Raw genomic sequence first — 12,150 nt, 5'->3', positions numbered from 1 at the left:
CCGGGACGGCGGCCACCCGTTCGCCGCCGGGTCCAGGTCCGGTGGCTCCTGCGACTACTTCAGGTCGCTGTCGGCGACCACGAACAGCTCCGAGTGAGGTTTGGCGTAGCCGAACTCGCCGTGCGGCCAGGACCGCCGGTTGAAGTTGACGCCGACCTCACCGGTCCCCTCGTCGCGGAAGGTGTCGTCGAGCGAAACCTTCCCGTCCGGGCCGAGGTCGACCATGTTGATCTTGTGGTCGCCGTCGTTGCCGGATCGCGCGACGAAGTAGTTCGACACCGCCAGGCGCCCGGGCGTCTGGGTTTCGGTGTACTTGCCGTCCGGGCCGAGCACGAAGTTGTCGTACCCGCCCCAGTGCGGACCGCCCGCGGCCTTGCCCGGGTTGATGGGCGTCGTGCCGGCCACCGTCGGGCAGTCGGACTCGGCGCCACCGCGCTCGGACTCGGCGATGGTGTCGATGTTGCACTGGAAGTCGTTGCCGGAGTTGACCAGCTTCTGGATGTCCAGCGTGTACACACCGCCCGTGGTGCCCGGGTCGTCCTCGCCGAACGTGCCCGCCGCACGCCCCTGGATCGCCCGGTACAGGAACCGGTCGTCCGGGCTGGTCTGGATCCAGCCGCCGTTGGAGCTGCCGCCGTTGCGGTCGTTGGCCTTGTCGAAGTTCACGACCGCGGCGCCGTCGTCGAACACCTGGCGCCAGTGCGGTTCCGGCGCGGTGATGTCCGGCGTGTAGAACACCGCACCGCCCTGCATGGTCTGCGCGAAAGCGCCCTTGTGGCCCGGCAGGTTCGTCACCGTGGTCTCCATGACGGCACGGCTCTCGTTGTGCAGCGGGTCCTTCGGGTCCGAGCGCGGGCCGTTGGGCAGGTACGAGACCGCCTTGAGCTTCGGGTGGTTGCGATCGCTGATGTCCCAGGTCCGCACGGTCGGCCGCCGCAGGTACGGAGACGGGGCCTTCACCGGGTCGAGGATGATGTTGCGCGGCTCGGTGTAGTCCGAGGTGACCAGGGTGTTCAGGTCCTCGCGGGCCTGGATGCCGTGCGGGTTGGCGCAGGTCGGCGTGCCGATCCGCGGCAGGTTGGCGCACAGCTTCTCGTTGTCCCCGCCCGGTGTGGCGGCCGGGGATTCGGAGAGCACCTTGGCGTTCTGGTCGAACCGGACGACCTCACCGGGGCTGCCGGCGAAGCCGTTGCCCAGGTGCACCGAACCGTCCGAGTAGCGGTACGGGCCCGGGGCCACCGGGCCGCCCATGTAGGTGCCGTATGCGGTGCCGTCCTTGAGCGTCCAGTACGCGTCCGGAACGGATCCGCCCGGCGTCTGCGTGGGCAGGCTGATGCCCTTGAGCTTGACGTTGGGCAGCGAGGTCACGTCGAACGCGTAGGTCGCCGCGCCGAAGAGCGCACCGGCGAAGATGGTGTCGCCCTTGTGCCACACGTACTGCATGTGGTGCGGCTCGTTCTCCACCAGCGGTCCGACGGTGACGGTGTTGACCACCTGGCCGTAGCCGGGTGAGCCCTTGGTCGCGTCGATGATCGCCAGGAAGTCCGGGCCGGGTGCCGCGTTGGCGGCCTTGCCCGCGCCACCGGACAGCGAGCCCGGCAGGTTTCGGACGTCGGCCACCGCGGTGTCGGCGATGTTCTCGTCGCCCGCCCAGACGACAAGCCACTCCTTCGGCTTGCCGTCCGATGTGGACTTCTCCAGCGCGCTCTTCACGACGTGGTTGGTGACGGTGTAGTCCTTGCCGTCCGCACCCTTGACGGACTGCGAGGACACGTCGACATCGGCGTAGGCGTCCGGCACCGGTAACGTGACCGCACCGACCGCCAGGGCTAGGGCGGCCAGCCCGATGGGCAGCCTTCGAAGACTCTTTTTCATGTGTGCTCCGGATTTTCGTGGAGAATTCCGAAATCGGGCACGACGAATCGCACGCGACCGGAATGCGCGAATTTCCGGGCGAGCTTCGTCGTGGACTGCTCGGAGAGGGAGAGAACGCCTTGCAGCGGCGAGAGAAGGAGGTCGCTTACGCGTGACAGAGCGCGCTGGCCTGCTGCCGGAGATCGACATGCAGGCGAGCCACCAGACAGGCGAACCTGGACATGCCGGTAATAATCGAGAAGCGCCCACGTGGTGTCAATCTTCAACCACGTTGTGGGATCCCTTCCCACGAGACCCTGAGAATCGCCTGGCGAAAACGATCAGTAGCCCGAACGGCGGTATGCGCGAAAGCCCAAGCGAACTTATGGTTTCCGATTCTCCGTCGTCGTGGCGGCCCGGATGAGCACGCCGGCGGCGGCCTCGATCCGCTCCGCATCACCGGTGACGATGCGGTCCAGGCACAGCCCGCGCAGACCCGAGATGAGCAGGCTCGCGCGGGAACGCGCCTCGAGCTCGTCGAAGCCGAGCCCGCGGTAGACGGGCACGAGCGGCTCCACCATCGCCCTGACGGCGTCCGCGGCGAGCGCGGCGTAGCGATCCGGCTGCGTCGGGGCCAGGCTCAGCACCTGGAACAGGATCCGGATCGGCCGCTGCTGGCGCCCGCGGGTGATCGCCTCCCACAGCTCCCACGCCGCCCGCTCCAGGTCACCGGTGTCGCCGACGTCGCGGAACAGGCCGGAGACGTCGGGACGGCTCGCGGCGATCGCCTCGGCGATGAGCGCGTCGCGGCTGCCGAAGTAGTACAGCAGCATGCGCTTGCTGGTGCCCAGCTTCTCGGCCGTGGGCGCCAGGGAAAGGTCGGCGATGCCGTGCTCGGCGAGGTGGTCGACGGCCTTCCGCAGCAGTTCGGCGCGCTTGTCGCCTCGTGAACTCACCCCTTGACCGTACCGATCGGTACAACTAGCGTGCAATTCCTGTACCGATCGGTACAACGACACCGGCACGACCGTCGGGGGTGCGCATGACGACGAAGTCACCATCGGTAGCGATCACCGGCGCGGGGATCGGCGGGCTCACGCTCGCGATCGCGTTGCGGCGCAGGGGAATCCGGGCCACCGTCCACGAGCGGGCCTCCGAGCTGCGGGAAGTGGGCGCGGCGGTGGCGCTGTCGGCCAACGGCACGCGCGTGCTGCACGCCTTCGGCTTGCGCGACCGCCTGGCCGCCCGCAGCGCCGTGCCCACCGAGCTCATCTACCGGGACTGGCGCGGTGGTCGGCGGATCGCGGCCTTCACGGCCGGCGACGACTACGCGGCGCGGTTCGGCGCCCCGTACTACGGCGTGCACCGCGCCGACCTCCAGGCCGCCTTGGCCGAGGCCTGCGGCCACGACGACCTCCACCTCGACCACCGGCTCGTGGACCTCTCGACCGAGAACCGGGGGTACGAGCTGCACTTCGCCGACGGCACCGCGGCGCACGCCGATCTCGTCGTCGGCGCCGACGGCGTGCACTCCACGGTGCGCCGGTGGGTCGCGGACGACGAACCGGCCCAGTACTCCGGCACCAGCGGTTTTCGCGGCCTGATCCCGGTCGACGCGATGCCCTCGCTGCCCGACCCCGGCGCCATCCAGTTCTGGATGGGGCCCGGCGCTCACGTGCTGCACTACCCGATCGGCGACGGAGACTTCGTCAACTTCCTGGCCGTCGTGGACGATCCGCCGACGTGGACGGGCTCCAGCTGGGTGGAGGACGTCTCAGCCGACCAGCTCCGCGCGCCTTTCGCCGACTGGCACCCGGGAGTGCGCGAGATGGTCGCGGCGACGAGCCTGCACAAGCGGTGGGCCCTGTTCGGGCAACGGCCGCTCACCAGCTGGCACCGGGGCGGGATCGTGCTGCTCGGCGACGCCGCGCACGCCATGCTGCCGCACCACGGTCAGGGCGCCAACCAGTCCATCGAGGACGCGGCCACCCTCGCCGCGCTGCTGCACCGCTTCGCGCCGGACCAGGCGCTGCCCCGCTACGAACGCCTCCGGCGCGCCCGCACGCGCGCGGTCCAGCGCAGCTCGTGGGTGGCCTCGGCGCTGCTGCACCTGCCCGACGGGCCGGACGCAGACGACCGCGACCGGCGGCTCGCGGCGATCCCGGACACGCTGCAGTGGATCCACGAGCACGACGCCCAGGCCGCGACGGAGGCGCTGGGTTGAGCACTTCCCCTGCGGCTCAGGCCGTTTCGTCGCGCTCCAGCTCGATGGCCTTGCGCATGGCCTTGCGGCCGCGGTTGCGGTCGCCGGCGAGGTCGTAGGCCTGGGCGACGGCGAACCAGCGGCGCCAGTCGTTCGGTGACGCTTCCAGCTCGGCCTGCTTGGCGTCGAACCACTCGTCGGCCGCCGCCCGCTCGACCCGGCCCGAGGGCCGGCGCGGCAGGTGCGAGACGTCCGGCAGCGCGCCCTCGTCGTCGAGCCTGCGCGCCAGCCGCTCGGTGGAGGCGCCGAAGCGCAGCTGGTCGGCGACCAGGACCGCGCCGAGCACCGGGAAGACCAGGATCGCCAGGCCCAGCGCGATGAAGACTGGTTCGCCGCTGGAGATCATCGTGATCGCGCGGCCACCCATCAGCACCAAGTAGACCAGCAGCACGAGCGCGACCACGAACGCCGCGTTCCGCGCGGTCAGCAGCGGCTTGGTCACCTCAGATGCCCATCAGCGCGTCGAGGCCCACGGTCAGCCCCGGACGGCCCGGAACCTCGCGGATGCCCAGCAGCACGCCCGGCATGAAGGAACGGCGGTCGTAGGAGTCGTGCCGGATGGTGAGGGTCTCGCCCTCGGTGCCGAACAGCACTTCCTGGTGCGCGACCAGGCCGGTCATCCGCACCGCGTGCACCCGCACCCCGTCGACCTCGGCGCCGCGGGCGCCGTCGGGGTCCTTGGTGGTGGCGTCGGGCATCTCGCCGAGACCGGCTTCCTCGCGGGCCTTGCCGATGACGTGCGCGGTGCGGGCCGCAGTGCCCGACGGCGCGTCGGCCTTCTTCGGGTGGTGCAGCTCGACGATCTCGGCGTTGTCGAAGTACTTGGCGGCCAGCTCGGCGAACCGCATCGACAGCACCGCGCCGATCGCGAAGTTCGGCGCCACGATCACGCCGACCTGCGGCTTGTCGGCCAGCCAGGTGCGGATGGAGTCCAGTTCGGCCGGGCCGAGACCGCTGGTGCCGACCACGACGTTGATGCCGTTGTCGACGCAGAACTTGATGTTGTTCAGCACCGCGTCGGGGTGGGTGAGGTCGACGGCGACCTGCGCGCCGGACTCGACGAGCCGCTCGATGGGGTCGTCGTGGTCGATCTCAGCGACCAGCTCGGTGTCGGCGGCCTCGCCGACGGCTCGTGCGGCCTCGGAACCCATCCGCCCGCGGGCGCCCAGCACACCAACCTTGATCACCGTTGCAACACCTCTCCGCGCCGACACTGCTCACCCGGAGTCTAGGCACCCCGCCCGCGCGCACCGGACGACCCACCCCACCTGGTGACCAACACCATCCACGTGCGCCCGTTCCCCAGGGCCGAGGCGCAAGAGGACCACGGGCGACTCCGGCAAGAACCGCCCCGGCTGCCGCTACACGCCCTCCGGGAGGTCCTCCGGGGTCTTGTAGGGGCCGACGACGGCGGTGGTGAAGGGGCGGTTGAGGAGGTCGCGCGCGAGGACCGCGACGTCGTCCGGGGTGACCGCCTCGATCTTGGCGAGGGTCTCCTCGACCGTGTAGTGGCGGCCGTAGTTGAGCTCGGTCTTGCCGATGCGGCTCATCCGGGCCGCGCTGTCCTCCAGGCCCAGGACCAGGCCGCCGCGCAGCTGACCCCGTCCCCGGTCGACCTCCTCCGGCAACAGGCCGTCGGCGGCGACGTCGGCGAGCACCTTCCGGATCACCGAGGCGACCTCGCCGAGGCGCTCCGGCGTGCAGCCCGCGTACACCGAGAACGTGCCCGCGTCCGAGTAGGCCGCGCTCGACGAGTACACCGAGTACGCCAACCCCCGGCTCTCCCGGATCTCCTGGAACAGCCGCGAGCTCATCCCGCCGCCCAGCGCCGCGTTGAGCACGCCGAGGGCGAACCGGCGCTCGTCGTAGCGGTCCAGGCCGCGGCAGCCGATCAGCAGGTGGGTCTGCTCGGTGTCGTCGGGCTGCAGCACCAGCGGCTCCTGCTTCGGCAGCCGGACCCGGCCCCCGCGCGGCGCCTCCGGGCGGTCGTCGCCGGTCAGCCGGTCGCCGAGCGCCTTGCGCAGCAGCCGCACGACCTTGGCGTGCTCGACGTTGCCCGCCACCGCCACGATCATCTTCGGCATCTGGTAGCTGCGCCGGTAGAAGCCGTGCACCCGGTTGCGGGTCATCTCGCCGATCGACTCCTCGGTGCCCAGCACCGACCGCCCCAGCGGGCTGTCGCCCAGCACGGCGGTGGAGAACAGCTCGTGCAGCAGGTCCTCGGGGTCGTCGTCGCGCATCGCGATCTCCTCGAGCACCACGCTGCGCTCGACGTCGACGTCCGCGCTGTCGTTGACCGCGTCGAAGACCACGTCGCAGAGCATGTCGATGGCCAGCGGGAGGTCCTCGTCGAGCACGTGCGCGTAGTAGCAGGTGTGCTCCTTGGAGGTGAAGGCGTTGAGCTCCCCGCCGACCGCGTCGATCTCCTGCGCGATGCCCACGGCGGTCCGCTTCGCGGTGCCCTTGAACAGCAGGTGCTCCAGGTAGTGCGCGGCACCCGCCTGCGCCCGGGTCTCGTCGCGCGAACCGACGCCGACCCAGATGCCCACCGAGGCGGATCGAACTCCGGGCACGGGTTCGGTGACCACCCGCAGCCCGCCCGGCAGGACCGTCCGGCGCACTTCGGCGGCACCGTTGTGCCCGAGAACCCGGGTGGTCCCGGGACGCTGCAGGTATCCGGCTGTCTGCTTCTGCTGCTTCATATGCCCGTTCTCGTAGCTTCTGCGCTCCCCGCGCACGCACTACGACAATACGGCCCGCCCCGGCATTCCCGGGACGGGCCGCATCACGACGTCGGTCAGCCGATCATTCGGCGGAGGCTTCGGCCGGGGCGGCCTCGCCCTCGCTCTCGCCCGACTTCTCCTCCTCGTCGTTGACCAGCACCAGGCTGATCTTGCCGCGGTTGTCGATGTCGGCGATCTCCACGCGCAGCTTGTCGCCGACGTTCACCACGTCCTCGACCTTGCCGATGCGCTTGCCGTTGCCCAGCTTGGAGATGTGCACCAGGCCGTCCTTGCCCGGCAGCAGCGAGACGAACGCGCCGAAGGCCGCGGTCTTGACCACGGTGCCCAGGAAGCGCTCGCCGACCTTCGGCAGCTGCGGGTTCGCGATGGCGTTGATCTTGTCGATCGCCGCCTCGGCGGACGGGCCGTCGGCCGCACCCACGTAGATGGTGCCGTCGTCCTCGATGGTGATCTCGGCGCCGGTCTCCTCGGTGATCGAGTTGATCATCTTGCCCTTCGGGCCGATGACCTCGCCGATCTTGTCGACCGGGATGCTCACCGAGGTCACGCGCGGGGCGTGCGGGCTCATCTCGTCCGGCTTGCCGATGGCCTCGGCCATGACCTCCAGGATCGTGAACCGGGCGTCGCGCGCCTGGCCCAGCGCCTGCGCCAGCACCTCGGACGGGATGCCGTCCAGCTTGGTGTCCAGCTGCAGGGCGGTCACGAAGTCCTTCGTGCCCGCGACCTTGAAGTCCATGTCGCCGAAGGCGTCCTCGGCACCGAGGATGTCGGTCAGCGCCACGTAGTGGGTCTTGCCGTCGACCTCGTCGGAGACCAGGCCCATCGCGATGCCCGCGACCGGGGCCTTCAGCGGCACACCCGCGTTGAGCAGGGACAGCGTCGAGGCGCAGACCGAGCCCATCGAGGTGGAACCGTTGGAGCCCAGGGCCTCGGAGACCTGCCGGAGGGCGTACGGGAACTCCTCGCGCGAGGGCAGCACCGGGACCAGCGCGCGCTCGGCCAGCGCGCCGTGGCCGATCTCGCGACGCTTCGGGCTGCCCACCCGGCCGGTCTCACCGGTCGAGTACGGCGGGAAGTTGTAGTGGTGCATGTACCGCTTCGTCGTCTCCGGGGAGAGCGAGTCGATGGTCTGCTCCAGCCGCAGCATGTTCAGCGTGGACACACCCAGGATCTGGGTCTCGCCGCGCTCGAACAGCGCCGAACCGTGGGTCCGCGGGATCACGCCGACCTCGGCGGACAGGCTGCGGATGTCGGTCAGGCTGCGGCCGTCGATGCGGACCTGGTCGCGGATGATGCGCTGGCGGACCAGCTTCTTGGTCAGCGAGCGGAACGCCGCGCCGATCTCCTTCTCGCGGCCCTCGAACGCCTCGCCCTCACCGGTGCCGACCTTCTCCAGGACCGACGCCTTGATCTCGTCGAGGCGGTTCTCGCGCTCCTGCTTGCCGGCGATCTTCAGCGCCTCGGCCAGCTCGGCGGACACGGCCTGCTCGACGGCGGTGAACGCGTCGTCCTGGTAGGCCGGGAACACCGGGAACTCCTGGGTGTCCTTGCCGACCGCCTGGGCCAGCTGCTGCTGGGCCACGCACAGGCTGCGGATGAACGGCTTGGCGGCCTCCAGGCCGGCGGCCACGATCTCCTCGGTCGGCGCCTGGGCACCGCCGTCGACCAGCTCGACGGTCTTCTCGGTGGCCTCGGCCTCGACCATCATGATCGCGACGTCGTCACCGACGATGCGGCCCGCGACGACCATGTCGAACACGGCGCGCTCGAGCTGCTCGTGGGTCGGGAACGCGACCCACTGGCCGTCGATCAGCGCCATGCGGGTGGCACCGATCGGGCCGGAGAACGGCAGGCCCGAGCCCTGGGTGGACGCGGACGCGGCGTTGATCGCCAGCACGTCGTAGAGGTCGCCCGGCTTCAGGCTCATGACCGTGACCACGACCTGGACCTCGTTGCGCAGGCCGTCGACGAACGACGGGCGCAGCGGGCGGTCGATCAGCCGGCAGGTCAGGATCGCGTCCGTGGACGGCCGGCCCTCGCGGCGGAAGAACGAGCCGGGGATGCGGCCCGCGGCGTACATCCGCTCTTCGACGTCGACGGTCAGCGGGAAGAAGTCGAAGTGCTCCTTCGGCTGCTTGGAGGCCGTGGTGGCCGACAGCAGCATGGTTTCGTCGTCGAGGTAGGCGACGACGCTCCCGGCGGCCTGCTTGGCGAGCCGGCCGGTCTCGAAACGAACGGTACGGGTGCCGAACGCGCCGTTGTCCAGCACGGCGGTCGACTCGTACACGCCCTCTTCGATCGCTTCAGTCAAGGTGACTCCCTATCGTCACAACGCCCACGGCAGGAGCATCCGGATCGGTGATCCGACAAGGCCGGCCATCGATCGAAGCTCCCGGGACCGTCTCGTGACGACTTGCCCGGCAGCCACTACCGAGGACCGGCGGACGCCTGCACCCAGTGCTTGCCACCGTGAGCGCTCTATTGAGTTGCTGACGGCGCCTGAACGGCACCGCCCGGTTTTACGCACCGGGGGGAGCGGCCGCGGCCACTCCCCCCGGTGTCATGTCAACGACGCAGACCGAGTCGCTGGATCAGCGAACGGTAGCGTTCGATGTCCACCTTGGTCAGGTAGTTGAGCAGACGACGGCGGCGACCCACCATCAGCAGCAGACCACGACGCGAGTGGTGGTCGTGCTTGTGCTGCTTGAGGTGCTCGGTCAGGCCGGTGATCCGCTTGGTCAGCAGGGCCACCTGGGCCTCCGGCGAACCGGTGTCGCCGTCCTTCAGGCCGTACTCGGCCAGGATCTGCTTCTTCTCGTCAGTGGACAGCGCCACGAAATACTCCTTCTTGCATGTCCCGTGTCGGTGGGCGGCGAGCTGCCTGGCGGCGCCGCCGCCGTGAGGGCTGGTTACCCCAGAACGGCCACCACGGACTGCAGCCGCTCCACAGGCCAGGATAACAGGGAAGGCCTGCTCGCCCCGGTTACCCCGACGCGTCGCGCGTCACCGGCACCCGGTGCACCGCCCGGTACACCGGAGCGCCTTCGCCCTGGTCACTGCGCATCACCGCCAGTTCCCCGGCGGTCCACCAAGGTCCGGTGTAGCCGGTGAACAGCGCCGCCACCGACCGCCGACCGGACCCGCCCGAGGCCCACCTGGCGATGGTCAGGTGCGCCCGGAAGCCGTCCGGGTCGCCACCGGCCGCCCGCACCAGCTCGCGCAGGGTTCGCCGGTCGTCCCCGGTGGCGGCTTCGACGTCGATCCACAGCACGCCGCGGAACGTTCCCGCGCCGCTCAGGCGCAGGGTGGGCGGGGTGCCGGTGACCCGGCGGATCCGCCGGTCGAGGCGTTCGGCGACGCGTCGCGGGTCGGCGTCGTCGCCGTGGAAGCGCAACGTCAGGTGCCAGCGCTCGGCCGCGGCGAAGCGGAACTTGCGCAAGCCCGCCGTCGCCTCGCTCACCTGCGCCGGATCGAGCGCCGCGACCGCCTCGCCCAGGTGCGCCACCGCCTCGCCGGACGGCCACAGCGCGGTGAACAGCCGCATGCCGCGAGTATCGCGCCTACTCGCTGTCCGCGGCTCGGCGCAGCAGGCCGGCCAGGCGCGGGTAGCGGCCCTCCAGCAAGGAGGCGGCGGCCTCCAGCTCGGTGGGCTTGGCGACCTCCAGCAGGACCGGCCACGCGATCTGCTCGCCGTTGGCGGTCTGCTTGACCGGCAGGTTGTCGCGGCCCACCGAGGGCTGCGACTGGCGCACGTCCTCCAGCGCCTGCTTGATCGCGTCCGACTCGCCCGCGGCGACGCCCGGGATGAGGACCTTGCGCTCCAGCATCACCAGCCGGGCCAGCACCTGCGGGTTGCCGATCTTGGCGCGGCGGCCGCTCATGACCTGGCTGAGCATCGGCGCGCTGATGCCGAGCACGTCGGCCAGCTGGGCCTGCGAGATTCGGAAGGCCACGACCAGCCGGCGCACCCGGTCCCCCAGCGGCTCGCCGTACCACTGCCGCTGCAGAGCCAGGTTCCGCTGGACGCTGCTGCTCTCCGACACCTTCGCTCCCCCTGCGTGACCGCCACCCCGACGAGCCCGGGATGATCCGGACTCGAATCCTGCCAGCTCACCGGCCGCGCGGGGTCGAGAATCCGAAAACCTCTGCATTCCGGCGGCGGAGCTCACTCGCGCGCTCCGAGGATCCGGCGGGTTTCGGACACGTCGGCGTTCATCTGCTCGATCAGCGCCTCGACCGAGTCGTAGCGCTCCATCGCGCGGAGACGCTGCACGAAGTCCAGGTCGACGTGCTCGCCGTAGAAGTCGGCGTCCACGTCGAGCACGAAGGCCTCGACGGTGCGCTCGGTGCCCGAGAACGTCGGGTTGCTGCCCACCGACACCGCCGCGGGCAGCGCCGGTCCCGGCTGGGAGGCGCCGCGCCTGCGGTGGGTGAACCAGGCCGCGTAGACGCCGTCTGCGGGGATCGCCGTGTAGTCCGGAGTGGACAGGTTGGCGGTCGGGAAGCCCAGCTCCTTGCCGCCACGACCGGCGCCGCGCACCACGATGCCCTCGAGCCGGTGGTGCCGCCCCAGCGCGGAGGCCGCCGCGACCACGTCACCTGCGTCGATGCACGCGCGGATGTAGGTCGAGGAGAACGTCACGGAGGTGCCGTCGGGGTCGTCGGAGCGCTCCACCGGGCCGGACACCAGCGCGTCGGAGGCGACCTCGAACCCGAAGCGCTCGCCGAGCTTGGTCAGCAGCTCGATGTTGCCCGCCGCCTTGTGCCCGAAGGTGAAGTTCTCCCCCACCACGACCTCGGCGGCGTGCAGCTTCTCCACCAGGATCTCGTGCGCGAAGCCCTCCGCGGGCACGCGGGACAGCTCGCGGGTGAACGGCAGCACGCAGAACACGTCCACGCCCAACTGCTCGACGAGCTCGGCCCGCCGCCGCAAGGTGGTCAGCTGCGCCGGGTGACTGCCGGGACGCACGACCTCGGCCGGATGCGGATCGAAGGTCATCAGCACGCAGGGGACGCCGCGCCGCCGAGCCTGCTGCACGGCGTGCGCGATGAGTTTCTGGTGACCGCGATGCACCCCGTCGAAGACACCGATGGTGACCACGCAACGGCCCCAACCACCGGGAATCTGCTCCAAACCACGCCAACGCTGCACGATCTGGAAGCCTACTTGCCCCGCACGATCGAGCGCCGAGCGGTGGTTTCGAACCCGCCCGACCCCAGCCGCGCGGCGCCACCCACCACCCGACGAAGCCTCCAGCACCCGTCGGGGGATTCGAATTTCGCGCGAAA

11 protein-coding genes are annotated in these 12,150 nt (G+C 70.5%); 1 reads left to right on the top strand and 10 read right to left on the bottom strand.

Annotation, left to right across the window (positions count from 1 at the left end):
• Positions 1–54: 54 nt before the first annotated feature.
• The gene (locus R4I43_RS06050; protein ID WP_324264514.1) at positions 55–1,875 is read right to left on the bottom strand and encodes a hypothetical protein; all 1,821 of its coding nucleotides are present in this window, start codon (positions 1,873–1,875) and stop codon (positions 55–57) included.
• 362 nt (positions 1,876–2,237) lie between these two features.
• Entirely contained in the window at positions 2,238–2,810 is a 573-nt protein-coding gene (locus tag R4I43_RS06045) for a TetR/AcrR family transcriptional regulator (protein WP_324264513.1), read from the bottom strand.
• An 86-nt stretch (positions 2,811–2,896) separates the two neighbouring features.
• On the opposite strand from R4I43_RS06045, the gene R4I43_RS06040 reads away from it, so the two are divergent.
• Complete coding sequence (locus tag R4I43_RS06040; RefSeq protein ID WP_324264512.1) at positions 2,897–4,078, top strand: FAD-dependent monooxygenase; 1,182 nt, start codon at positions 2,897–2,899, stop codon at positions 4,076–4,078.
• A gap of 16 nt (positions 4,079–4,094) precedes the next feature.
• Here the strand turns inward: R4I43_RS06040 and R4I43_RS06035 are convergent, their stop codons facing one another.
• From R4I43_RS06035 to R4I43_RS06000, 8 genes are all read right to left on the bottom strand, one after another.
• Entirely contained in the window at positions 4,095–4,544 is a 450-nt protein-coding gene (locus tag R4I43_RS06035; protein ID WP_407691208.1) for a hypothetical protein, read from the bottom strand.
• Positions 4,545–4,560: 16 nt separating this feature from the next.
• Complete coding sequence (gene dapB / locus R4I43_RS06030) at positions 4,561–5,304, bottom strand: 4-hydroxy-tetrahydrodipicolinate reductase (protein ID WP_324264510.1); 744 nt, start codon at positions 5,302–5,304, stop codon at positions 4,561–4,563.
• A 174-nt stretch (positions 5,305–5,478) separates the two neighbouring features.
• Positions 5,479–6,819 (bottom strand): M16 family metallopeptidase, encoded by a 1,341-nt coding sequence (locus R4I43_RS06025; RefSeq protein ID WP_324264509.1) that lies wholly within the window; start codon positions 6,817–6,819, stop codon positions 5,479–5,481.
• 103 nt (positions 6,820–6,922) lie between these two features.
• Positions 6,923–9,172 carry a polyribonucleotide nucleotidyltransferase gene (locus R4I43_RS06020; protein WP_324264508.1) on the bottom strand — a complete coding sequence of 750 codons (2,250 nt, stop codon included), beginning with the start codon at positions 9,170–9,172 and terminating at the stop codon, positions 6,923–6,925.
• Positions 9,173–9,426: 254 nt separating this feature from the next.
• Positions 9,427–9,696 carry a 30S ribosomal protein S15 gene (rpsO, locus tag R4I43_RS06015; protein WP_093413246.1) on the bottom strand — a complete coding sequence of 90 codons (270 nt, stop codon included), beginning with the start codon at positions 9,694–9,696 and terminating at the stop codon, positions 9,427–9,429.
• Between the two features lie 148 nt (positions 9,697–9,844).
• The gene (locus R4I43_RS06010; RefSeq protein WP_324264507.1) at positions 9,845–10,405 is read right to left on the bottom strand and encodes a 2'-5' RNA ligase family protein; all 561 of its coding nucleotides are present in this window, start codon (positions 10,403–10,405) and stop codon (positions 9,845–9,847) included.
• Between the two features lie 16 nt (positions 10,406–10,421).
• Positions 10,422–10,904: a helix-turn-helix domain-containing protein gene (locus tag R4I43_RS06005; RefSeq protein ID WP_132620733.1), complete on the bottom strand. Its 483-nt coding sequence runs from the start codon at positions 10,902–10,904 to the stop codon at positions 10,422–10,424.
• 122 nt (positions 10,905–11,026) lie between these two features.
• Positions 11,027–12,013: a bifunctional riboflavin kinase/FAD synthetase gene (locus tag R4I43_RS06000; RefSeq protein WP_324264506.1), complete on the bottom strand. Its 987-nt coding sequence runs from the start codon at positions 12,011–12,013 to the stop codon at positions 11,027–11,029.
• Positions 12,014–12,150 lie beyond the last annotated feature (137 nt).

The organism is Saccharopolyspora mangrovi, assembly GCF_035320975.1.
In the GTDB taxonomy this organism is placed as follows: Bacteria; Actinomycetota; Actinomycetes; order Mycobacteriales; family Pseudonocardiaceae; genus Saccharopolyspora; species Saccharopolyspora mangrovi.
Note: the sequence above shows the minus strand (reverse complement) of the source record. Positions and strands in the feature narration are given on the sequence as shown.